General features: G+C 47.0%; 22 protein-coding genes. 5 read left to right on the top strand and 17 right to left on the bottom strand.

What is annotated here, in order from left to right; genetic code table 11:
- Positions 1 to 234 precede the first annotated feature (234 nt).
- Together OXN25_10275 and OXN25_10270 are read right to left on the bottom strand one after the other, a co-directional pair.
- A complete protein-coding gene (locus OXN25_10275) occupies positions 235 to 426 on the bottom strand; it encodes a hypothetical protein (GenBank protein MDE0425244.1) in 192 nt (63 codons plus the stop codon).
- Between the two features lie 96 nt (positions 427 to 522).
- Entirely contained in the window at positions 523 to 1,413 is an 891-nt protein-coding gene (locus tag OXN25_10270; protein MDE0425243.1) for an RNA methyltransferase, read from the bottom strand.
- Between the two features lie 160 nt (positions 1,414 to 1,573).
- On the opposite strand from OXN25_10270, the gene OXN25_10265 reads away from it, so the two are divergent.
- The 3 genes from OXN25_10265 (at position 1,574) to OXN25_10255 (ending at position 4,950) form a co-directional block, all read left to right on the top strand.
- Positions 1,574 to 2,740: a transposase gene (locus tag OXN25_10265; protein MDE0425242.1), complete on the top strand. Its 1,167-nt coding sequence runs from the start codon at positions 1,574 to 1,576 to the stop codon at positions 2,738 to 2,740.
- A 287-nt stretch (positions 2,741 to 3,027) separates the two neighbouring features.
- Positions 3,028 to 4,002 (top strand): SMP-30/gluconolactonase/LRE family protein, encoded by a 975-nt coding sequence (locus OXN25_10260; protein MDE0425241.1) that lies wholly within the window; start codon positions 3,028 to 3,030, stop codon positions 4,000 to 4,002.
- A gap of 36 nt (positions 4,003 to 4,038) precedes the next feature.
- Positions 4,039 to 4,950: a class I SAM-dependent methyltransferase gene (locus OXN25_10255; GenBank protein MDE0425240.1), complete on the top strand. Its 912-nt coding sequence runs from the start codon at positions 4,039 to 4,041 to the stop codon at positions 4,948 to 4,950.
- A 124-nt stretch (positions 4,951 to 5,074) separates the two neighbouring features.
- On the opposite strand, the gene OXN25_10250 is transcribed toward OXN25_10255, so the two are convergent.
- A complete protein-coding gene (locus tag OXN25_10250; protein MDE0425239.1) occupies positions 5,075 to 5,536 on the bottom strand; it encodes a phosphoribosylformylglycinamidine synthase subunit PurS in 462 nt (153 codons plus the stop codon).
- A gap of 129 nt (positions 5,537 to 5,665) precedes the next feature.
- Between OXN25_10250 and OXN25_10245 the strand changes: the two genes are divergently transcribed.
- Both OXN25_10245 and OXN25_10240 read left to right on the top strand, forming a co-directional pair.
- On the top strand, positions 5,666 to 6,490 hold the full coding sequence (locus tag OXN25_10245; GenBank protein MDE0425238.1) for a PIG-L family deacetylase: 825 nt from the start codon (positions 5,666 to 5,668) through the stop codon (positions 6,488 to 6,490).
- 19 nt (positions 6,491 to 6,509) lie between these two features.
- The gene (locus OXN25_10240; GenBank protein MDE0425237.1) at positions 6,510 to 6,770 is read left to right on the top strand and encodes a hypothetical protein; all 261 of its coding nucleotides are present in this window, start codon (positions 6,510 to 6,512) and stop codon (positions 6,768 to 6,770) included.
- Positions 6,771 to 6,773: 3 nt separating this feature from the next.
- On the opposite strand, the gene prmA is transcribed toward OXN25_10240, so the two are convergent.
- The 14 genes from prmA to lysS all read right to left on the bottom strand — a co-directional run bounded on the left by prmA (position 6,774) and on the right by lysS (position 22,375).
- Positions 6,774 to 7,670, bottom strand: coding sequence for a 50S ribosomal protein L11 methyltransferase (gene prmA / locus OXN25_10235; GenBank protein MDE0425236.1), 897 nt, complete (start codon positions 7,668 to 7,670; stop codon positions 6,774 to 6,776).
- A 39-nt stretch (positions 7,671 to 7,709) separates the two neighbouring features.
- Positions 7,710 to 8,831, bottom strand: a complete 1,122-nt coding sequence (gene dnaJ / locus OXN25_10230) for a molecular chaperone DnaJ (protein MDE0425235.1) — start codon at positions 8,829 to 8,831, stop codon at positions 7,710 to 7,712.
- A gap of 20 nt (positions 8,832 to 8,851) precedes the next feature.
- On the bottom strand, positions 8,852 to 9,688 hold the full coding sequence (locus OXN25_10225) for a nucleotide exchange factor GrpE (GenBank protein MDE0425234.1): 837 nt from the start codon (positions 9,686 to 9,688) through the stop codon (positions 8,852 to 8,854).
- 71 nt (positions 9,689 to 9,759) lie between these two features.
- Positions 9,760 to 10,524 carry a geranylgeranylglyceryl/heptaprenylglyceryl phosphate synthase gene (locus OXN25_10220; GenBank protein MDE0425233.1) on the bottom strand — a complete coding sequence of 255 codons (765 nt, stop codon included), beginning with the start codon at positions 10,522 to 10,524 and terminating at the stop codon, positions 9,760 to 9,762.
- 118 nt (positions 10,525 to 10,642) lie between these two features.
- Positions 10,643 to 11,863 (bottom strand): RNA methyltransferase, encoded by a 1,221-nt coding sequence (locus OXN25_10215; protein ID MDE0425232.1) that lies wholly within the window; start codon positions 11,861 to 11,863, stop codon positions 10,643 to 10,645.
- Complete coding sequence (locus OXN25_10210) at positions 11,860 to 12,708, bottom strand: geranylgeranylglycerol-phosphate geranylgeranyltransferase (GenBank protein MDE0425231.1); 849 nt, start codon at positions 12,706 to 12,708, stop codon at positions 11,860 to 11,862. The genes OXN25_10215 and OXN25_10210 overlap by 4 nt, the downstream gene beginning before the upstream one ends.
- A gap of 54 nt (positions 12,709 to 12,762) precedes the next feature.
- Entirely contained in the window at positions 12,763 to 13,809 is a 1,047-nt protein-coding gene (gene lpxD / locus OXN25_10205; GenBank protein MDE0425230.1) for a UDP-3-O-(3-hydroxymyristoyl)glucosamine N-acyltransferase, read from the bottom strand.
- 81 nt (positions 13,810 to 13,890) lie between these two features.
- Positions 13,891 to 14,451, bottom strand: coding sequence for an OmpH family outer membrane protein (locus OXN25_10200; GenBank protein MDE0425229.1), 561 nt, complete (start codon positions 14,449 to 14,451; stop codon positions 13,891 to 13,893).
- 92 nt (positions 14,452 to 14,543) lie between these two features.
- Positions 14,544 to 17,030, bottom strand: a complete 2,487-nt coding sequence (gene bamA, locus OXN25_10195) for an outer membrane protein assembly factor BamA (GenBank protein MDE0425228.1) — start codon at positions 17,028 to 17,030, stop codon at positions 14,544 to 14,546.
- Between the two features lie 89 nt (positions 17,031 to 17,119).
- Complete coding sequence (gene ilvE, locus OXN25_10190) at positions 17,120 to 18,001, bottom strand: branched-chain-amino-acid transaminase (protein MDE0425227.1); 882 nt, start codon at positions 17,999 to 18,001, stop codon at positions 17,120 to 17,122.
- A gap of 22 nt (positions 18,002 to 18,023) precedes the next feature.
- A complete protein-coding gene (locus OXN25_10185) occupies positions 18,024 to 18,710 on the bottom strand; it encodes an ABC transporter ATP-binding protein (protein ID MDE0425226.1) in 687 nt (228 codons plus the stop codon).
- Positions 18,703 to 20,163: an ABC transporter permease gene (locus OXN25_10180; protein ID MDE0425225.1), complete on the bottom strand. Its 1,461-nt coding sequence runs from the start codon at positions 20,161 to 20,163 to the stop codon at positions 18,703 to 18,705. The genes OXN25_10185 and OXN25_10180 overlap by 8 nt, the downstream gene beginning before the upstream one ends.
- Positions 20,164 to 20,280: 117 nt before the next feature.
- Entirely contained in the window at positions 20,281 to 20,805 is a 525-nt protein-coding gene (locus OXN25_10175; protein MDE0425224.1) for a GNAT family N-acetyltransferase, read from the bottom strand.
- Between the two features lie 94 nt (positions 20,806 to 20,899).
- Positions 20,900 to 22,375 carry a lysine--tRNA ligase gene (gene lysS, locus OXN25_10170; GenBank protein ID MDE0425223.1) on the bottom strand — a complete coding sequence of 492 codons (1,476 nt, stop codon included), beginning with the start codon at positions 22,373 to 22,375 and terminating at the stop codon, positions 20,900 to 20,902.
- Positions 22,376 to 22,442: the final 67 nt, after the last annotated feature.

Genomic DNA, 22,442 nt, shown 5'->3' with positions numbered 1-22,442 from the left:
AAGCGACGACTGAGAATATATCAACTCATTTTCTAATTTTGCGTAAGTCCTAATAGACATAACACTCCGCTGGAGTGCTGTGTTCTGGTAAACATCCTTCTGTAGACATATTGCTCCGCTGGAGCAAGGAATGCCCTTACCTTTGGAAAGAAACTACGTCTCTTAACAAAAACTTTACACACCCCTTCTGTCTTCTCCGCACTTTAATTATTGCGGCTCCGCTTCATAGGTTTACTAAGTCGGAACCGATTTTGAGTTTAACACACCTGATTTCATCCGACGTAATTCAGCAATAAATCGGCTGACTTCAATCGGGTTGAGTTCTTTTTCAAGAACATCCATCCCACGACGCATCACTTCTTCAATAGGGCATGCCCCTTCTGCTTTCGCGAGCATCTCAATTTTCTCAAGTATTTTATCTTTCATGACTTTTTCCGCCTTCTTATGTCTGTTGTGAGGGGACTTCTTGGACGACAGGAATGACGTAACTTCGGATGGTCAGTCCGTCTATTGTCTCTGTTTCTATGCGAGGTCCTCATTTCTCTTTTCCTTTTCTAACCGCTCAATGTAACGAAATGTCGTAGAGAAAATCATGTCGAGTGTAGCGATGTCCCGTGGCTCTAACGGGGCGCGGGAGAAGACGCGCCGTAGTGATTTCAGATACGTCTCCCACTCCCGATTATACGGCGACATACCGACCTTATCCAGTAGACGGGTGACGCGTCCGTAAAACTCCTCTAAGGCGTTGACTTCGGCGTAGTCAATCTCGGAGGGGGGGTATTCCTCTAAACTCGCGACGAAGACTTCATACGCAAAAATTTGGACGGCTTGTGCAAGATTCAAAGACGGGTTTTTGGTAGCCATCGGGACGCTTGCTGATAGCTGGCAGAGACTGAGTTGATCGGTAGATAAGCCAAAATCTTCACGTCCGAATAGGAGCGCCACGGATTTATCCTGCGAAAGGGTAGCGATGGTCTGAGCGGCTTCACGGGCAGGGACGGGTTGTGGTAAACGCACATCGCGACGGCGGTGTGTCGTTCCGACGAGATATTGGATACCCTCCAGCGCGTCTTTGAGTTCTGAAACGACTTGGCAGTTTTCGAGGATGTCCTGGGCACCGTGCGCCATATACCACGCGGCATCAACATCTTGAAATGGGACGGGGTTCACTAAATAGAGTTGGGACAGCCCCATCCCCTTTACAACTCTGGCAACGGAACCGATGTTTCCGGGTTCGCGCGGTTCAAAGAGAATGACTCGGATGTTGGTTAGATTTTCCGGCACGGCGACAGGAATCGCACGAAAATTTCCGGTGGGTTGAATCGGTTTTTTGTGGGTGTTGGTTGACATGTCAATAGGGTAGCGTGAATGACGTGAATTGTCAACATTAATCTTCAGTTTTGGAATCTTCATGCTTTAGCGTGGAGCGGAAAAACTGCAAAAAACGCTTGATTTTGTAAATCGCATGTGATATAATACTTTCATCGCGTTGGCAGACACGCAAGCCCTATCTCTCTGATAGGGGTCTGCCACCCATCTTGCGAGGGTTAATACGCGATACGCGGTAAATCACATGTTACTTACATACAAATATAGGATTTATCCGACTCAGGAACAAGAGTTTTGGTTGTTTTATGTTCTGGAACATTTGCGTCAACTCCATAACTCCGCACGTTTGAATCGTATTCGTGCCTATGAAGAAGGCAGATTTGTTTCTTATCAGGAACAATCTAAAATCCTTACCGAAGCCCGAAACAGACACGCTGATTTTAAGGAAATCCCACAAGATTTTCAGAATCATGCTTTACGTAGAGTTGACAAAGCATTTGCGAACTTCCAAAGGCGATTGAAACAAGGTTTTAACAAGCCTGGGTTTCCAAGATACAGACGACGTATTCGTTCGCTCACTTTTAGTTTGCGTAAACGAAAAGATAAACATGAAAATAGAGTTAGAGAGAATCCTATAATAGAAACCGACACACGCCTTGATAGGTTAAAAATCCCGAAGTTAGGTGAAGTTAAAATACGCATGTCAAGACCTCTAATAGGCGATCCGAAAGAAGTTAGCATCGTCAAGAAAGCCAGTGGTTGGTATGCTCATATTTCTTGTGATATTGGGGATATCCCCAAAGTTGAACCGACGGATGCTATAGCAGTGGATATGGGGACGACTCAGTATCTGACGACTTCCGAAGGCGAACCCATTGCGAATCCAAAATGGTATAGAAATGCCGAAGGCCTTACGAAAAAACACAATAAAGACTTGTCGCGTAAGCAACTTGGCAGTAAACGTTGGCAGAAACAGAAACACAAACTCGCCAGACACCACGAACACATAACGAACAAACGCAAAGATTTTATCGGTAAATTAGTCTACAAGTTGTTTCACCACTACAATAACAATGTATTAGTATCCGAAGACTTACAAGTCTCGAATATGATTAAAAATAAACACCTCAGCAAGAGCATCAGTGATGCGTCTTGGGCTACCTTCTTTGAATGGTGTGCGAGCATAGCCGAAAGAGACGGCTTGCACTACCATAAAGTGAATCCGAGAAACACGTCCCAAATCTGTTCTTCTTGTGGTGTAAAGTCGCCAAAGCAACTCTCTCTGGCTGTACGAACATTTAGGTGTGCAAACTGTGATAAAGCTATAGACCGAGATCACAATGCGGCACGAAACATACTTTATAGGGCTGCCGAAGCCCTTCGTGGAGAGCGTTGGGTTACCGACCTCTGAGAAACGAAAAACCACCAGAAGTAAGACTGGAACAATCTCCAGTCTTAGACTGGAGTATCGTGAAGAGGAATTATCTATGGACAAGGTTCATTTAGTTCTTCTGACTGAAAATTGAATGCATCTGTTCTTAATATCGTTCTTAGGGTTATTGTGATGAATCGCACGACTACAAACAGGACACTTTCGATTGCCACAAAGATTTTACTGCATGCAACTGTTCGGTTTGTGCTATACTATTTATAGAAACTGAAAGCGTTTTGTGCTTTACAGCGTAATTTGGAGGATATATGAGCACACCATCAGAAAGAAAGTGGGACGGGGCGATTGTCCGGTATCCCGATCCGGCAATTGAGATATTAGACCCTCGTTTTAAAAAATATACAATCGGTAATTCTGTTGTTGAACGATTGTGGACAGGGTCGCGCTGGGCAGAGGGACCTGCTTGGTTCGGTGATGGCGGCTATCTGCTTTGGAGTGATATTCCGAACAATCGGATTCTGAAATGGGAGGAATCTACGGGGGACGTAAGCACTTATCGCAAACCGTCGAACTATAGCAACGGACACACACGCGACAGGCAAGGACGGCTCGTTAGTTGTGAACACGGTGCGCGACGTGTTACACGCACAGAATATGATGGCACGATTACTGTGCTGATGGATAGTTTCGAGGGTAAACCGCTCAACGCCCCGAACGATGTGGCGATCCATCCCGATGGACATGTCTGGTTTACGGATCCGGGTTACGGTATTATGCTTAACTATGAAGGGCATGTCGCTGAGTTTGGGTTGCCGACTTGCGTTTATCGACTCAATCCAGATACAGGTGAAGCGACCGTTGTAACCGACGCACTCGAAAAACCGAACGGTATCTGCTTTTCACCTGACCATGAGAAACTTTATCTCGTTGATACTGGGGTTACGCATAGTGAGGATACCCCACGGCATCTTTTCGTCTACGACGTAATAGATGGTGAGCGGTTAGGCAAACAAGAAGTCTTTTGTGATACGGCACCGGGTATTGCTGACGGAATTCGGTGTGATGTTGACGGAAACCTCTGGGCAAGTGCGGGATGGGCTGGCGATGGCTACGATGGTGTACATGTCTATGCGTCCGATGGGACACGCATCGGGCAGATCCATCTCCCTGAAATTTGCGCCAATCTCTGCTTCGGGGGTGTGAAACGGAATCGCCTGTTTATGATGGGTAGCCAGTCTCTCTACTCGGTTTATGTAGAGGCGCAAGGGGTTCCCTACTTTTAGTCGGGATCACAAAAAATCAGAATCAGAATCAACGGTATGAATGCTGTGTGGCATTCACCGGGTATAAAGCCTATAAAGGCTTTACCGGGGTATGAAGCCCATGTCGGCTTCACTGCCTCCTACAGAGTAATGAATACAGACAATCTCGAACATATTGACTGCCCTATATGTGAGCAAGATGAGGCGAAACCGCTTTTTGATAAAGATTCCCTGACGGTGGTTGCGTGTAAGCGGTGTCGGCTGCGATATGTGAATCCGCGCGTCAGCCAGCTGACGCTTGAGAAAGCCTACGTTGAGACTTATTATCCCCCAGATAAGGTGGAACGGATCCATACCGACAGCATGGAATGGTTGCAGATGACGGAGCGTCTCACGGAGTTGGAGAAACGATGTCAAGATAAGGGTAGATTGTTGGATGTTGGGTGCGGCATCGGCACGTTCCTCCACCTTGCACGCGAACGGGGTTGGCAACCGCACGGTGTTGACCCGTCGAAGAGTGGTATTACTTTCGCAGAAGAAAAATATAAATTAGATGTGACGTGTGGAGAGGTTTTTGATGCGAATTTCCCGAATGCACATTTCGACGCAATCACGCTCTATCACGTGTTAGAGCATATCCCCGATTTAAATCCGTTTCTCAGTGAATTACACCGAATTCTGAAGCCCCAAACAGGGACGCTTGTCATTGAAGTACCGAACGGTGAGGGTTTGCAGAGCCGTCTGCAGAAGGCAAATTGGCCCTATGTCCATCCGCGCGACCATCTCTACTATTTCTCTGCGCGTTCCTTGCCGAGGTTGCTTCGGAAACACGGTTTTCGCGATATTATGTTAGGGAAGCCGAGACGCGTGAGCCCGACCTCTAACTTGCGTTTCATGCTCCGCAGCGCAGCGACTTCCTCCTTGGTTCGGCTTCATTTAGGCACAGTGATTCGGGTCTATGCGAGTTAGTGTTATGGGTTATGGGTTGTGGGTTATAAGTTAAACCTTGTGATGGTTGTGCGAGGTTCGCATGACACACGCGCATTCAGCGTTGATTTCCTACGTATTGTGACTTAATCAAGTTCACGTTGCGTTATGGTTTCTGATAAGAGAAGGTTTGGATAACGTCGTTCATCAGGAGTCGTTGCGCAATCGTTTCAAGTCGTTCGGTGCTCAGATTACCCGTGAACCAATACTTGTGTCCCGTGCGGACACTTGTGACGCCTGTAATGCCTAAGTCTTTGATGCCTTTGACGGCACTATCGCCGACGGCATCGGTGACACCCGGCTTGAATTGTACTTCAAGCGTCCAACGCTTCACAGAATCGCTTTCGGGTCTGAAGGTGTAAACTTGTGTGATTGGATCCGCGAGCAGTTCGGCACCGATTTGGTCAATCGCCTGTGCATCGAGTGTGCCTTCGATCCAGTAAACTGTGGCTGTGCGGACGGAATCGACACCGCTAATGCCGAGGTCGGTTATATCTTCAAGGATACCTTGTCCAATGGTATCGGGGACTTCGGGTTTATAGGAGACTTCAACTTTCCAGTTATTCATGGTTTTGTATTTGCTATTGCTGTTCCCTTCAGAGAGAGTTAGTGGTTTCAAGATGCGAATGTGATTTGGAATTTTGCACAAACTAAAAGTTTATGCTACAAAAGAGGCGAATTTATAGGAAAATACGAAATGTTAAAAAAACAGATAAATGTTTTGGTTTTCGGGGCGCATCCCGACGATTGTGATATTAAAGCAGGCGGTGTCGCTGCGCTGTATGGGCAACAGGGACATCGCGTTAAATTTGTTTCCGTTACAAACGGTGATGCTGGACACCACGAAATGGGTGGCGGTCCCTTGGCACAACGACGATATGCTGAAGCACAAGCCGCTGCTGAAGTTATCGGTATTGAATATGAACTGCTGGATAATCACGATGGCGAACTGATGCCGACATTAGAAAACCGTTACAAGATTATTCGCGCGATTCGTGAGTTCCAACCAGACCTAATTATGACGCACCGTCCGAACGATTACCATCCCGATCATCGGTATACCTCAACTTTGGTGCAGGATGCGGCGTATATGGTGACCGTCCCGAATATCTGTGCGCTTACACCGCATTTAGAGACAAACCCGGTTATTGCCTATTTAAGCGACGGTTTCATGAAACCCTACCCGTTTACACCGGATGTTGTTGTCGGTATCGACGCTGTTATTGAACAGAAACTTGATATGCTCCACTGTCACGTATCACAGTTCTATGAATGGCTGCCTTACAACAGCGGCAGATTGGACAGTGTGCCTACTGATGCCTCGGAACGTCGCGCATGGCTCGCCGAAGGACGTTTAAATCGTTTTCGCGACACAGCCGATAAATACCGGGATTTGCTGATAGCACGCTATGGTGAAGCGTCGGGGACCCAGATTCAATATGCTGAGGCGTTTGAAGGATGCGAGTACGGTTCACCATTGACAGCAGAAAATATCCCTACCCTCTTTCCGTTTTTCCAATAAGGAGTCTCATTTTAGCCACATGCCAACGGAACAAGCCAGTGCCAAAACGCTTATGGTTATTGTGAGCGTGATCGGTCTTATTTTTGCGATAGTTATGGTTATCCTCTTTTTCAACGCTGCCCCAGCGCGTTCTAACATTGAAGAGCATCGCGCTTCAGAGGAAAACGCTGACTGTCTGAAATGCCATCTAATCGGAGACGAAACGTCACCGACAATGCCGCATTTGAATCTCGGTAAATGTGTCCTCTGCCATGGACTCTCAAAAGAGGAACCCCAATAGGTGCTATCGCGCAGCCGCCGATTCAGAAACCGCTTTGATGCCGACCCAAGTTATATCATCTTCTGTTTCACGTATAACCTGTAAGCACCGAAACCGGTTCTCTTCCAGAACCGATTTAATCTGTCCGAGCTCTGTATCAAGTATCCCTGAGAAGATGACAGTTCCCGCCTCGTGAAGCCGTGGCGCGCAGTATGGGATGATAGGGAGAACCACTTTCGTTAGGATATTCCCGATGATGAGGTGGTATTTGCCTTCTACGTCCTTGAGACCATCGCCTTGGGACAAGTGGACTTTTCCTGCAACGCTATTTGCTTCAAAATTCGCTGCTGCAACGGGAATGGCTGTCGGATCTAATTCGATTGCGTCAACCCGTTGTGCCCCCAGTTTCACAGCGGCAATGGTTAAGATACCAGACCCAGTTCCGATATCGGCGACGTGGTAGTGTGATTCAATCACGGCTTCCAATAGTTCGAGGGAGAGTCGCGTGGTAGGATGTTGTCCTGTCCCGAATGCCATCCCCGGATCAAGTCGAATGACAACGTCTGTTTCATTGTGAGGCGCGTCGCGCCACGTTGGTATGATGAGAATTTGTTTTCCAATGCGTTGTGGTGGAAAAGCGGCTTTCCACGCTTCTTCCCAATCCTCAGATTTGACGGGGTGTAAGTCGATTCTGGCGGGGTGTGGCGAAATTCCCCAGGTCGGCAGTTCTGAAAGGAAGTTACGGAGCCGCTGTATGCGTCCACCCACACGGTCATCTAATGGATAGTAGGCAATCAGGTTGACCGTAGACACATCGCTCTCCTTGAGTTCAACGCCTGTCGCGTTCAATTCGAGGAGGAAATTCGCGACCGCCTCAGAAGCCTCTTGGGAGGTGGTTACCGTAATTTTCGCCCAATTCATTTTTTTTTACTATTAAATGGTGAGGTCCGGTGCTATCTATCAGATGTCTTCGTCATCATCATGGCGACCGAGGAGTTTATCCCAAAATCCGCCGTTTTCGTTATGATGCGGTTCACTCCGCAAACTTGCGAATTCCGATAACTTTTCGCGTTCTGCTACATTGAGGTTTTTCGGTGTTTCGATCTCTATAGTAACCACCAGATCGCCTGAATAGGACCGCCTATAATGCGGGACACCTTTGTTCGGGATACGTAACCGCGTACCGTATTGTATACCGGGCGGAATTTGCAACTCTTCAGTTCCATCGATGCTATTGACTTTGATTTTTGCGCCCAAGGCTGCTTGAACAAACGAAATCTTGACTGACGTAATGAGATCATTTTGGTTACGTTGAAACCGTTCGTGCGGGGTAACATTGATGACAACAAACAGGTCGCCCGGAGGCGCGCCATTAGCCCCCGCTTCACCTTCGCCACTCAATTTATACTTGAAACCTGTGTCAACGCCTTTGTCAACCTTCAGTTTGATGTCAGTCATATTTCGGACAAGACCCTTTCCGGTGCAAGATGGACACGGTTCTTGAATAATTTCACCTTCACCACGGCAGTTTGAACATGTTCGGGACATTGTAAAGAAGCCTTGCGTTTGGCTGACTTGACCTCTGCCATAGCATTGTGGGCATGTTACAATCCGTGTTCCCTTCTCTGCTCCACTGCCGTCACAGGTCGAACAAGATTCCACGCGTGGCACCTGAATCCTAATCTCTTTGCCATAGATGACATCTTCAAGTGTGACTTCGAGGTTGTATTGTAAACTCCGTCCGCGTTTAGGTGTGCGTTGGGTTGCCCCGAAGCCTCCTAAAAGATCTCCAAAGACATCTCCGAAAATATCGTCAAGGTTCACGCCAAACCCGCCAAAGTCCTGCCCGCTACCCTCTAATCCGGCATGTCCGAACCTATCATAAACTTGTCGTTTTTCAGCCGTACGCAGGACCTCGTAGGCCTCTGTAGCTTCCTTGAATTTATTCTCTGCCTCTTTATCCCCAGGGTTTTTATCTGGATGGAATTTGATAGCAAGTTTACGGTAAGCCCTTTTTATCTCATCGTCATCAGCATCACGATTCACATTCAGAATTTCATAATAATCGCGTTTTTGCGTCATGAATGTACCTTCCTCTTGTGCTATTCGGCTTCGTCAGTAGTATCCTTGTCGTTCAACTCTTTACTCACTTCTTCTATGGTGGGTCCTTGCGAAACGACTACTTGTGATGCGCGTAGAACACGAGTATGTAGCATGTACCCGCGTCGAAATTCTTCCATCACTTCACCTTCTGGTATTTCATCTGATGCGACCGCCATCAACGCCTCATGTCGGTAGGGATCAAACGTTTTACCGACAGCTTCAATAGGTATAAGGCCGTGGTTGCTGAGTGCGGTTAGCAACTGCTTGTGAACAAGTTCGACTCCTTCACTGAAGGTCGTAATTTCGGGTGAGGCATCGTCGGTTTCAACCTTCTCAGTTGCGCTCTTAATGGCGGCTTCAAGGCTATCAAGCACCGGCACCATTCCTTCCAAGATTTCTTCGTTGGCGTACTTGAGTTTTCGTTGGTAGTCGGTTTCCATCCGTTTTTTGGTATTCTCAGCTTCCGCGGCTGTCCGTAGCAATAGATCGCGTTCGGCTTTATATGCTTCGTGGACGTGTTCTACCGCCGCTTCCACCTCTTTTTCGAGTTCGGTACGAAACAACGCTTCGCGTTCGGTTTCATACTGTTCATGCACGCGTTGGACAGTTGCTGCGACTTCTTCTTTGATTTTTGAACTGAGATTCGCAGCTGTTTCTTCAACCGGCGCGATGTGCGCTTCTATCTCTTTTTTGACTTCCGATTTAATTGTGTCAAGTGCTGTTTCTGCGATCTCCCGCATACGTGCAACAAATGTTTTTTCTTCGGGCTCATCAGGATCGTTTTCCTGATTCGGTTCTATTTCTGTTTCTATGTATATCTTTTTAACGTCAGACATGATGAAATCCTTTTTTGTGCAAGTTCGGTTCAAATATAGTAAAGCCTATAATTCCCTTTACATTGGCGAGGTTAGGAAACCTCGACAGCGTGACCGTGAACAGCGTCAGCGAACGCTTTCATCAATTCAAAAGAGCCGTTTTTCTCAAGAACGTTGCCTGTTACAACGAAATCGGCACCCGCTGCCACTATTTTCGCGGCGATTTCCGGTGTACGGATACCGCCACCGACGATGAGAGGAATGTTGATTTGCGCTTTCACTGTAGAGATCATTTCGTTAGGAACAGGATGTGCTGCGCCGCTGCCAGCCTCTAAATACACCATCTGCATGCCGAGGTATTCTGCAGCTAATGCGTGTGGTCCCGCGATATCGGGTTTATCCCGCGGGATGGGTGTTGTTCCACTCATAAATTCAACGGCAGTTCTGCTGCCCCCTTCGATGAGCATGTAGCCCGTAGGGATGGCTTCAAGCCTGTAGCGCTGTATCCACGGCGCAGCTTTCACTTGTTCCCCAATAAGGTAGTTTGGATTACGTCCACTGATAAGACTGATATAGAGGATAGCGTCAGCGTGAGGTGTCAGATGCATCGAATCGCCCGGGAAGAGTACAATTGGGAGTGTTGTCTCCTGCTTAAGTGCTGTTGCGATCGGATGCAAATCGTTGGTTAAAAAGCTTCCGCCCAGTAAAATTGCATCTGCCCCAGCCTTCTCGATCTCACCTGCAAGTTTGGCACACATTGCAAGTTCGCACTCCTCCGGATCAATTAGGACGAAATAACCAGCACTATATTTTTTTAGCACTTCATTAAAGTGATTCAGAACCCAATTTGATCTCAAATGCGATTTGTCCTTTTTTTAGCCATCTTAGATCTCGGCTTGAAAGCTGTCTTTTTTTGACAATCTTGCACGCCGTCTACTCCTTAATGAGAAATTTTACCATATTTACCGCAATTTGTCAAATTCTGTGCTGTCGTGTCAGTTCATAGAGTAGAACACCGGCTGCGACTGCTACATTGAGGGACGATTGCCCTGATGCCATCGGGATGCGGACGAGTTCTGTGCAGGATTCGCGCACTTCTGCGGAGAGCCCTGTGTTTTCGTTGCCTACAATGATAGCAGTTGGTAGTGAGAAACTCGTGGTCTGTAGTTCTTTTTCTGCACTGGATGTTCCACCGAGGACGTTCCAACCCACTGCCCGGAGTCTCGTAACTACTTGGACAATATCTGTTGCGTAATACAATGGCAACCGTCCAACTGCCCCTCGTGACGCACGAATGCAGTTTTTGTGAAATGGACTTGCGCCTATACTACTTAGCAAGACAGCAGACACTCCTGCAGCATCTGCTGTCCGCAAGGTCATACCTAAATTGTCTGGGTTGGCAATGTTCTCGGCAATGAGCATTGTACATTGCGGACTGAAGTGAAAGTTAGGTTCACCGGCATCTGGCAAAAAGTGTTTGAACTTAAAATGTACCGATGCCACGACCGATGGTACCGGACGGGTTGTGGTAACTGAACCCATCACACCATCACTGACCTGATAACAGGAGATGTTATCTGCCAATGACCGTTTTAGGAGGCTCTTTCCGTTTGGTGTTGCCAGGAGTGCTGTGGTATAAAAGAGTGCTTCAATGGGCAAGCCGTCGCTAACGGCTCGTTCTATCATCAGGTCGCCTTCGACAACAAATTGTGAATGCTCAAGTTTGCCCTTCAAGGTCCCGAGTTTGCGAATATGTGTGGCAACCGCGTCTTTGCGTTTAGAGACAGTCCGTTGCACTGAGACTGTGCCGCTGCCACGTTTAACACCCCGATAAAATCTGCCAGGGTCTGTATGGACGACTTCGCCTTCTAAGATGTCACGAATTCCATTGTCCATCCAATTCTCTATTGGATGAAACATTCCAGAGCATCGTCTTGGAAAAGCGAGGAGTAGTTCCCTCAAACTGCGTTCAGTCGTGGCAGAGAGATAAACCCGATAGTCAACATCAAGCAGATTTTCCGGGGTCATGAGTAAGACCCCATCAAGTGTTTGCCAACCAGTGGTAAGCACCTGATAGGTCGGATGCCATTCTCCGATCTCCAAAAAGGTCTGATATGCCTGTTTAAACTGCAAGACCTCTTCGGCATCTGGGTTTTCTCTTTCTAAGAAAGCGATGACTTCATCGTAGTTTGTCATAGAAATATTCCGAGATAGATTGCACCAAGTCCGACAAATATATCCCATTTCATCCAGTGTTGAATGGAGGCACAACTTTCTTTGGAAGCGTCACGCAATAGCCGAATTGCCAACCCAATCAAGACGAAATCGACACCAATTACAACGGCGAATAGGTAATGCCATGAGTACCACCCGAACAGATACGGGATAGGGCTAAATAGGATAACGAGTGCCATGAAACCGAGCGCTGCTGCTACTGCAAGGTGCCGGTTGAGAATCGCAAGCGTCCTCACACCGTTTTTCATATCGCCGTCTGTATCCTCAAGGTCTTTGATAATTTCCCGTGCCGCTGTAAAGAGGAACGCAAAAATCGCTGGCACGAGTGTGCCTTGCACCGATTCTATCGCTACACCGCCACTAATGAAGGTTACGCCGGTTAAGCCGCTGACGACCAAATTTCCGACAAAGACGGTGCGTTTCAACCAGAAGGCATAGCTGACAAGCGCGACGGATACGAGGATCGCAATGCCTGTTGCGTTTCTATTAATGAGGGTTCCAAGATAGATACCGATGACGATAAGAACTATTGCGAAAATTAAGGCGTGTCGTCTCTGAATCTGTCCAGAAGGAAGGGGTCTTTGGGGGCGGTTAATTCGGTCTATCTTGTAGTCACAATAATCGTTTATGGCATTTCCAGCAGATAGGAGCAATAACGCAGAGATAGAAACTAATAGCAGCCGTGTATCTAACAGATTTTCTGTAGTGCCTTGACTTGCGAATAACCCACCGAGCCATGCGGAGATAAAGGCAATAATTCCGTTCAAAGGACGCGCCAGTTCAAGGTAGGCTAACACCGTTTTCATCTGTTCGTCCCCAATTTTTTCAGCAAGGGATTAGTTAAGGGTTCGGCAGTGTTCCTACGAGGCATCCTCCGACTCTTGAATTTTTGCTTCAAGTTCAGCAACTCGTTTTTGGAGTTTTGCGAATTCTGGGAGCAATTCAGGCAATTTACGGGTCGCGGCGTGGATTCGCAATTCCTGTTTATGTGGACGCGCTGGAAATCCAGAAAGATGACTTCCGGGCGGCATATCCTTTGTGACTGCCGACTTGGCGTAAACAACGCTGTCCTCGCCAAGTGTCAGGTGCCCCGCGGCACCGCCATGCCCCGCGATATTCACCCGGTCACCGAGTATCGTACTCCCAGCAATGCCGACTTGTGCTGCGAGGCAGCAATCTTCTCCAATGACGACGTTGTGTGCAATTTGAACGAGGTTATCCAGTTTGGTACCGCGTTTGATAAGTGTTTCAGAAAGCGTTGCTCTGTCAATGGTGGTATTCGCGCCGATCTCAACATCATCCTCAATGACGACAGTACCAATCTGAGGGATTTTATGGTGCCGGTTGCTAACGGGCGCGAATCCGAAACCGTCGCTACCGATAACAGCACCGCAGTGGATGATCACACGGTCACCGATGGTTACCTCTTCACGGATACTGACATGTGGATAGATGAGTCCATTGGCACCGATTTTAGAGCCTTCACCGATATAAACAAAAGGCTGGATGACAGTGTCATCTCCGATTTCGACGTTGTCTGCGATATAGGTAAACGCTTGGATTGAGACCCGCTCGCCAAGTTTGACATTTTTTCCTAAAATTGCTGTTTCATCGACCCCTGGAAGTGCGCGATGATTTTTGTCCCATGAGAACATTTCCAAGACTTTTACAAAAGCCCAGTATGGGTTTTCAACACGAATCGTCGGCTTTCCGTTACCATTGACACCTTGACCGATGATAATCGCGCCGGCTTGCGTCGTTGCAATAGCGGCGAGATATTTCGGGTTGGCAACAAAGGTAATGTGAGTCGGAAGTGCCTCATTGATTCCAGAAACGCCTGTAATTTCAATATCCCCATCCCCTGAGAGATCACCATTGAGGCGTTCACAAATTTCCTTAAGTTTCATACCATTTAGCCATAATCCTTTCTCCGTGGAACTGTATCGGGGTTATAAACCTTGACCACACGGAGTTTAGGCAGTGCTGTGTTATTCGGAGGTTTCGGCTTTTGCTTCGTTCATCAAGCCGATGAGCCGCTGTGTCAAATCAAATTCTTCTTTCACATAAAGCGTAATAAGCCGTTTTTCGAGGATAATGTCAAAGTTTTCGGATTCACCGACTTTGACAATCAGTTCTTGAAGGCTGTTGTAAATGGGTTCCATGAGCTCTTGCTCTTTTTCAAGCAGTGCCTGTTGCCCGATTTCGACCTCACGCTGGTATTCCTGTTGCTTGAGACGAATTTCGTTATCCAAATCCGCTGTCTGTGCCCGTTCGACAAAGAGTTCAGTTTTCGCCTTCTTTTCTTGAAGGGTCCGTATTTCTTCTCCAAGTGTATCCAACTTCGTTCTCAGGCGTTCACTTGCTGCTTTGAGTATGTCGGTGGCATCTGTTGCTTGTTGAGAACCTTCCAAAACCACTTGTGTGTTCACGACCCCGATTTTGAAAGATTCTTGACCGATACTTCCCGAACTGAGACAGAAAGCGGCGAAAAAAACGAATAATAATAGGGTTAGGCGTGCTTTGCAAGCCCCCAACTGAAATGATTTCATAGTTCAGTGTCCTTTCTCTTGAAAGAGAAATTGGTAGTTGTGTCTCCTGAAATTGATGAGGACACCTGCAGAAGAGGTGTCCAAAAGTACTCCTAAAAACCGGGACCAACAGTAAAGTGGAACTTACCCGCGGGTTCTCCGGTAATCCGATCCAAGCCGTAACCCCAACCGAGTCGAACTAACATACCGAGCATAGTGAGTCTTGCCTCGACACCGAGTCCGCGTTTCATATTGATTTGACTAAAAACGTTTTTAGTGTTTTCATCCCATACTTGTCCTATATCGAAGAACAGCGCACCTGTGAGCTGCTGAGAAATAGGGATACGATATTCCAAGTTCGCGAAGAATACTTTATCGCCACCGTAAGGATTGATAACACCAGATTCATCTGGATCGGGATAAATTTCCCAGTCCTCATAACCACGAATGGAGTCTACACCACCGAGGAAAAAGCGTTCGTAGAAAAGAAAATAGGAGTCGGTGCTTTCACTGCGCATGAGACCGGCGCGTCCATGTAGGGCGATGACGTGATTCCACCAAGGGTTGTAGAACCAACTGGTATCCGCGTAGTATTTCTGGAATTGATTGTCCGCTCCTAAAATACCGCCTGAGTATTCGTAAGAGAGTGTATTGAATGAACCGCCTGCTGGATCGAATAGCGAAGTCCGGTAGTCTCGCGTATCCCTTCCCAAGGTGAACCGGACGCTTCGTGTGGAGCGATTATACAACGAAGATTCTTCGTTATTGAGCGTCTGGCTACTCGTTTCGACATGTTCGTTACGGAAACTCACTGAAGCGTCGATGTCTTGCCCGATAGGGTGTCCGAGGGTCAAGGACGCGCCGCGCCGACTCCACATATAGCGATCGGTATTGTAGTAAGAGCCATAGAGACTACGGCTGCGAAGTGCGGATCCTACCGTTCCGTAGTACCGACGGAAGCGACGGTTGTTGTAGAGACGAGCATTCAATCGGGTCGGCGTACCCAAAATCCATGGCGTTCCAAAACTGAGTTCAGCGGTATGGTGATCCCGGGTTCCTAATTCCCCTTTTAAGTGGACGCGATAGGCACGCCCTCGGAAGTTGTTTTGTCCGACTTCCGCGACCCCGAAGATACCCCCTTCACTCCCGTAGCCACCACCAAGACTTAGCATGCCTGTCCGAGGTGTTTCGGCGATATTTACCTTTAATTCCTGCCGATTTTCCTCGCCAGTGGGGCTTGGCACAAAGTCGACAGCACGAATGAAGGAACCCATCTGGAATAACCGTTGCCGCGCTTTGCGCAGGGATTTTACATCCAATAATTCATCGGATTTAATGCCCAACCAATCCAATTCGCGTTTGACAACGTACTCCTTCGTTTTTTCTAACCCTGTAATAGTTACGTTATCAATGATAGTCACATCCCCTTCGTTGATTTGTAGGGTAATGTTAACCACACCGTTCTCTTCATCAAAAATAGGGATCGGTAGAATCTCTGAGAGTAGGTAGCCTTTATCGAGATAAGCTTGCTGTAATTTTCCGATGGATTCATCAAACGTGGCGCGGTTAAAAATCTCACCTTCCGCTGGATCGAGCATATTACGTATTTTCTTTTCTGAGAAGAGGGTTTTTGCCCCGCCTTCTAACTCCAGTGTATAAGTTCCAATAATGAATTCGGGACCTTCATCAACCGTAATATCAAGTACCAATCCTGTTTTGTCTTCCGTAAACCGTTTTTCATAGCCCAGAATTTTTACCTGTGCAAAACCGAGATCTTGATAGTAATTGCGCAGGTTCAATGAGAGGTCTTCTTCTTCAAACAGCATCTGATCGAAGGGTTTACCGGTACGGGTTTTCAGTTTCTTTTCGAGTTTACTATTGGTAACTTGTGCGTTTCCAATAAAGTTGATTTCCTCAATTCGGACCCTGGGACCTTCATTTATCTCAAAGGTGACCTGAACGGTATTTTCCTCGTCAGGGTCTGATGTCTCATCAGTTTTTGACGCATCGAGATGCGTTTGGATGCCGACGAGATAGTATCCCTTTTCGTGGTAAAGTTGCCTGAGGGCGCGTTCACTTTCCCATCTGCGTCGATCGCTATATATCTCAGAGGGACGGAGCGTCAGTTCGTCTTTGAGTTTGCCGAGTCCTAAATTTTCATTGCCGATGATATTGATACCCGAGATTTTCGGACTTTCAACGACTTTATAAACGATTTCAAGCCCACTGTCTTCAAAAGGTCTCACGTCTACCTCAAGTTCAGAAAAGAAGCCGGTGTCTTTGTAAAGGCTCTTTAGGTCCTCAGTGAGCAGCTCTTCAGAGACTTCAGATCCAATTTGCGTTTGAATAAGCGTGCGGAGCATATCTTCGGAGGCGGTTTTCACACCTTCAAACGAGATTTTCCTGACGAGGAGCATCGCATTGACAGAGGGTTGGGTTACGCTTGCTGAAGGGGCTTGGTTTGTTGCAGTTTCTTCAGACTGTTCGACGGTGTTCGCAGGTTGCGGTCCCAGTACGGTGTCCGCGTCTTCTTGGGCATAAGCAGAGATTGCCGTCAGTCCAATGATTATAAGAGCGAGAATGTTTTTTAGCGCATCCATACTTAAATGTCCTCCTGTGTCTCGATAGTTTCCCGCGTGCTTGTAGGGTTCAAAATTGAGCGGCGGTGATAATATTTTTTCAGAACGCTTCATACCTCAGGGGTGTAGATTGGGGTTCCATAACTATGCGCAAACTGCCGAAATGCATCGATAAGTTTCTGTGTTATCTTCCCGGGTTGTCCATCTCCAATGGGGCGCTGGTCGATTTTCACGACAGGGATAACCTCAGCGGCGGTGCCAGTCAGGAAGCATTCGTCGGCAATATAGAGATCGTGCCGTGTAAAGACGCGCTCTTCGACTTGCATCCCTGCCTCACGGGCAAGATCGATGACACTGTTTCGAGTAACACCCTCCAAGATCCCTATATGGACTGGTGGTGTGACCAACACTTCGTTTTTAATCCAGAAAATGTTATCTCCGCTACATTCAACAACATAGCCTTCGGCATTCAGCATCAAAACCTCTTCTGCTCCGGCTTGTTTTCCTTCGATTTTCGCTAAAATATTATTTAGATAGTTCAAGGACTTAATTCGTGGATTGATGGCTTCGGCGTAATTCCGACGAACCGAGGCGGTTACGATCTCAAGTCCTTCCTCATAGAATTTTGGTGGATAGAGGGTAATCTTATCAGTGATAATAATGATAGTCGGCTTTGGGCATTTATCTGGATCCAACCCGAGGTCCCCAACGCCGCGGGTGACTATCAGTCGGATATAGGCTTCCGTGAGATGGTTGAGACGGAGTGTTTCCAGCACCTGTTCCTTCATTGTTTCGATAGGAATAGGGATCTGTAACATAATTGATTTCGCAGAATCGTAAAGCCGTTCGAGATGTTCGTCAAGTTTAAAAACTCTACCGTTATAGGAGCGGATGCCCTCAAAAACACCATCGCCGTAGAGTAACCCGTGGTCAAACACCGAGACTTTCGCCTCTGCTTTGGGTAAAAATTCTCCGTCGATATAAATCAACATATATGTTTCCTTTAACTAATAACTATAAAACAACCTTTCCATCAACGAGTTGAACAACCCGATCTACTTGTTCGGCGAGTTCCTGATTATGCGTTACAATAACGAATGCCTGTCCAGATTTCGCGTTCAAATCCCATAAGAGTTCCAGTACCGTTTCGCTGCTGCGCCGATCCAGATTCCCTGTGGGTTCGTCAGCAAGCACCACTCTCGGTTGATTAATCAGGGCGCGTGCGATTGCGACACGTTGACGTTCGCCACCCGACAACTGGCTCGGATAGTGTGTGCATCTCTCAGCAAGTCCAACGTAATCAAGGAGTGCCTCAGCCTCTTTGTAAGTCGTTTTATGATTCGATGTTGTGATTAATGCAGCCATTGCGACATTTTCAAGTGCGGTGAATTCCGGTAATAAATGATGAAATTGAAATACGAAACCGATTTCCTTGTTCCGGAACCCAGCGAGGGTCTTGTCTGGTAAACTGAAAATATCGTCTTCGCTGTATAAAACACGACCCGCTGTTGGTCGATCAAGTGTCCCAATAATGTGGAGTAGCGTACTTTTTCCAACACCCGACGCGCCTACAATTGCGAGTAATTCTGACGTGTAGACATCAAGGTTTATGCCTTGAAGTACTCGGAGTTCCGCGTCACCATCATAATACGATTTATGTAAATCTACAATACGGATGAGGGTTTCTGCCGAGTTATTCATGTTGCAATGCTTCAATAGGCTTTAGGTTTGCTGCTTGCCATGCCGGGTAAAGGGTCGCAAGCCAGCAGATTAAGAGTGAAAGTACATTGATGAAGATAACAAAAAACCAATTTACCTTAATCGGCATCTGATTCATCTGATAGATATGACTAAGTCCAAGTTCTGCGAACGAAATGGGTCTGACGGCGCAGTAGAGTGCGAAGCCTATCCCGATGATCCATAAAGCCCAAATGCTGAACTTCCACCCGCCTCTGTTTGGTAGTGCTCGCCACAATGCGATAAGGACCTGTAGAGAAATTGGGACAGCGAGAACGATAACGTACCAGTAAGAAGGCCGCTCGGCGTTGGAACTTAGCAACCAGCAGAGTGCCAGTCCCAGGGCGGTTCCGAGCATTGTCCCAAGTGTCCCAATCACACTCCCTTGAATCATGAAAATTCTCATAATGTTACCGCGGGAGGAACCGAATGTTCTCAGCGTTCCAACATCCTTTGTTTTTTCCATGACTGTCATAATCAGTGTGCTTGCGATATTAAAGGAGGCAACCAAAATGATAAGTGCCTCAATAATAACAGTCGCTATTTTTTCCAGTCGGAGTGCTGAGAAGAGCGGTGCCTGTATCTCCATCCACGTTCTTGCGTCGGGGATCCCCTCTAAAACGGTAAATTGAACAGTATTTTCAATTTCTCTGGCGATTTGTGGTGCTAATTCGGCATCACTTAATCGGACAAAAATCGTATTAATCCGGTTCGCTTTATTATACAACTTTTGGGCATCATTTATATGAATAAATCCGAAGTTGTTATCATAGACCGCCATTTCTGACTCATAGAACCCAATCACAACGAAGTTCGCCAAGTCTGGCACGAGCATTGATGCATTGACCGGATGCTTTACAAGTTTAACGACGAATCGTAAAACATCGCCTTTGATAAGACCGAGGCGAGCTGCTAAGCGTTCACCGAGAACAATACCGCCTGTGATTGTTTCATTTCTTATAAGACGGGCGTTTTCAATGTATTCTGAGTTTTGGAGATCCGTTGATCCTGACACCAATTTTGAGAAACCTGTGACTATGTCCTCTTGGACTGGATCGATGCCTTTAATATAGATAACATCTTGAATGGCATCGCTATATTCTGGAAAGACCGCAATCTGGGACAAAATAACCGGTGATGTCGCTACAACGTCCTCAATTGACGCAATCTGTTCTATCCGTTTCTGATAATTGCCAAAAAAACTGTTATCATGCAACCGTAAGACGACATGCGCTTCATTGGCAAGAAATCGGTCTCTTAATCCGTGTTCAACTCCGTCTAACACAGCGATGACGAGAATCACTGTTGCGACCCCGAGAGCGACACCCCCAATAGAGATGAAACTGATAATCGAGATAAAAGACTGTTTTCGCCGAGAACGCAGATAACGGGAAGCTACAAACCATTCAAATCTCATATTTTTAACTATTAAATCTGGTCACCATTCCACTTCGTTTCATGGTGGTTTTTGGTGAAGTCCATCAGTGCTTTGCGTTTTCAGCAGTTAGATAATGGTTAGACCCACTGCTATATGCTAAGACGAGGTAAAAGCTGATGAATCATAATCTGCTTTTAGCATCCCGTATCCGATTGAGTCCTCAAAGATTCCCCATTTTTTTGTATGTTGTCGGCGATGCCCTTCAGCGCGCATCCCGATTTTTTCCAGCACGCGACCAGAGGCGGGATTTCGTGTGAGGCGGTACGCATAAATTCTGTTCAACTTCAACACTTTAAAACTATACGCGACCACAGCCTCTGCTGCCTCGGTGGCATAACCTTGGTTCCAGTAAGATTTCCCTATCCAATAACCGAGCTCAGCTCTCTCGTGCTCTTGCTCGAGTTCAAGACCTATTGCGCCGATCAGGTTTCGCTCTGTTTTGCGTGTAATTGCGAAGTTTATTGCTTCCTCATTTTGATAAGCCTCAAAACATGAGCGAATCCATTCTTCCGCCATGCCATCTTCATAAGGATGTGGGATGCGGAGGACTGTTGATGCCACATCGCGATCACCTGCGAGGCGTTGTACATCAGCTGCGTCTTCAAGTGTAAACGATCGCAATAGCAATCTCTCCGTAAGAAGAGGTGGCGCGGTTCTCATTTTCTCTAAACTCACATTTTAGTATACGGTATTGGATTGTATCTTCAAAAAAATCTTAATTCTCCGGACGCATCTGCGGGAATAGGATGACATCTCTGATGGAGTACTGGTTCGTCAGTAACATCGTCAGTCGGTCAATTCCGATACCGAGTCCGCCTGTTGGGGGCATACCGTACTCCAAAGCGCGTAGATAGTCCTCGTCTACCATGAAGGCTTCGTCGTCACCCGCCTCTAAATTGCTTGCCTGCTCAAGGAAACGTTGCCGTTGATCGATAGGATCGTTAAGTTCACTAAAAGCGTTTACGACTTCCATGCCACAGATAAAGCATTCAAAACGTTCGACGAACGCTGGGTCTTCGGGTTTCTTTTTTGCGAAGGGTGAGACCTCAATGGGGTAATCTGTGATAAATGTCGGCTGAATCAGTTTTGATTCCGCGAATGTGTCAAAAAGTTCAGCGATAATTTCGCCCTTCGTCTCGTCTCCCGCTAAGTTGTTGACACCGGCGTTTACTGCTTCTTTGTATAATTCGTCTGCTGATAAGGGAACCGGATCAATGCCACTGTGTTCTCGTACAGCATCAACCATACGCAGTCTCCGCCAAGGCGGTGTAAAATCGAGTTCATGCGCCTGATAGTGAATCTTCGTTGTTCCGTGAATTGTTTTTACTGTCTCTGCGATTAACGTTTCAGTTAATTCCATTATCTGATGGTAATCGGCGTAGGCTTGGTAGAGTTCAAGCATTGTAAATTCGGGGTTATGATCCCTATCCATACCTTCGTTTCGGAAGTCGCGCGAGAACTCATAAACCCGTTCAAACCCGCCGACGATCAGACGCTTGAGGTATAGTTCATTTGCAATCCGTAAGTAAAGCGATTGTTCCAACGTGTTGTGATATGTGGTAAAGGGACGAGCATTCGCGCCGCCGTAAATCGGTTGAAGGACGGGTGTTTCGACTTCAATAAAATTTTGCGCATTCAGCATGTCGCGGATCGCCTGAACGATTTGTGTCCTCTTGAGGAAAACGTCCTTGACTTCAGGATTCATGATGAGGTCGGCGTAGCGTTGTCTATAGCGTGTCTGTTTATCTTGTAAACCGTGCCATTTTTCTGGGAGCGGTCGAATGGATTTTGAGAGGAGTTGGACGGCATCAGCAAGCACAGTGAGTTCCCCAGTCCGCGTTCGGAAAACCGTCCCTTCAACCCCGATAATGTCTCCGCTATCGAAGCGTCGGTAGATGATGTACGGGGCCGCGCCAATTTTGTCGCGTCGGACGTAAATTTGGATTTTGCCTTCACCGTCTTGAAGGTGCGCGAAACTGCTTTTCCCGTGGTCCCGCTTCGTCATAATCCTGCCTGCAATTCGGACTGTTTTGGTCTCATCGGGGGTCTCTTGGACATCACCAAAATCTTTATGGATTTCGACTGTCGAATGTGTCGGTTCGTACTTATGTGGATACGGCTCTACACCCAATTCTCGAATCTCGTTCAGTTTCTGGCGACGTTGCTGAATTAAGTCCTTTGTTTCTTCCACGATTCACCTCTTTTTTTCTACGTAGTGTTTACATTTTGTTAGCAGTGATCAATATAGCTGCGAAATA

It is taken from the genome of Candidatus Poribacteria bacterium, from assembly GCA_028820845.1.
In the GTDB taxonomy this organism is placed as follows: domain Bacteria; phylum Poribacteria; class WGA-4E; order WGA-4E; family WGA-3G; genus WGA-3G.
This window is presented reverse-complemented; position numbering and strand designations above follow the sequence as displayed.

Bases quoted from the DNA above. Each gene is read 5' to 3' on its own strand.
- OXN25_10275 (MDE0425244.1), bottom strand. From the start codon at position 426: ATGAAAGATAAAATACTTGAGAAAATTGAGATGCTCGCGAAAGCAGAA.
- OXN25_10270 (MDE0425243.1), bottom strand. From the start codon at position 1,413: ATGAAGATTCCAAAACTGAAGATTAATGTTGACAATTCACGTCATTCA.
- OXN25_10265 (MDE0425242.1), top strand. From the start codon at position 1,574: ATGTTACTTACATACAAATATAGGATTTATCCGACTCAGGAACAAGAG.
- OXN25_10260 (MDE0425241.1), top strand. From the start codon at position 3,028: ATGAGCACACCATCAGAAAGAAAGTGGGACGGGGCGATTGTCCGGTAT.
- OXN25_10255 (MDE0425240.1), top strand. From the start codon at position 4,039: ATGAATGCTGTGTGGCATTCACCGGGTATAAAGCCTATAAAGGCTTTA.
- OXN25_10250 (MDE0425239.1), bottom strand. From the start codon at position 5,536: ATGAATAACTGGAAAGTTGAAGTCTCCTATAAACCCGAAGTCCCCGAT.
- OXN25_10245 (MDE0425238.1), top strand. From the start codon at position 5,666: ATGTTAAAAAAACAGATAAATGTTTTGGTTTTCGGGGCGCATCCCGAC.
- OXN25_10240 (MDE0425237.1), top strand. From the start codon at position 6,510: ATGCCAACGGAACAAGCCAGTGCCAAAACGCTTATGGTTATTGTGAGC.
- prmA (MDE0425236.1), bottom strand. From the start codon at position 7,670: ATGAATTGGGCGAAAATTACGGTAACCACCTCCCAAGAGGCTTCTGAG.
- dnaJ (MDE0425235.1), bottom strand. From the start codon at position 8,831: ATGACGCAAAAACGCGATTATTATGAAATTCTGAATGTGAATCGTGAT.
- OXN25_10225 (MDE0425234.1), bottom strand. From the start codon at position 9,688: ATGTCTGACGTTAAAAAGATATACATAGAAACAGAAATAGAACCGAAT.
- OXN25_10215 (MDE0425232.1), bottom strand. From the start codon at position 11,863: ATGACAAACTACGATGAAGTCATCGCTTTCTTAGAAAGAGAAAACCCA.
- OXN25_10210 (MDE0425231.1), bottom strand. From the start codon at position 12,708: ATGAAAACGGTGTTAGCCTACCTTGAACTGGCGCGTCCTTTGAACGGA.
- lpxD (MDE0425230.1), bottom strand. From the start codon at position 13,809: ATGAAACTTAAGGAAATTTGTGAACGCCTCAATGGTGATCTCTCAGGG.
- OXN25_10200 (MDE0425229.1), bottom strand. From the start codon at position 14,451: ATGAAATCATTTCAGTTGGGGGCTTGCAAAGCACGCCTAACCCTATTA.
- bamA (MDE0425228.1), bottom strand. From the start codon at position 17,030: ATGGATGCGCTAAAAAACATTCTCGCTCTTATAATCATTGGACTGACG.
- ilvE (MDE0425227.1), bottom strand. From the start codon at position 18,001: ATGTTGATTTATATCGACGGAGAATTTTTACCCAAAGCAGAGGCGAAA.
- OXN25_10185 (MDE0425226.1), bottom strand. From the start codon at position 18,710: ATGAATAACTCGGCAGAAACCCTCATCCGTATTGTAGATTTACATAAA.
- OXN25_10180 (MDE0425225.1), bottom strand. From the start codon at position 20,163: ATGAGATTTGAATGGTTTGTAGCTTCCCGTTATCTGCGTTCTCGGCGA.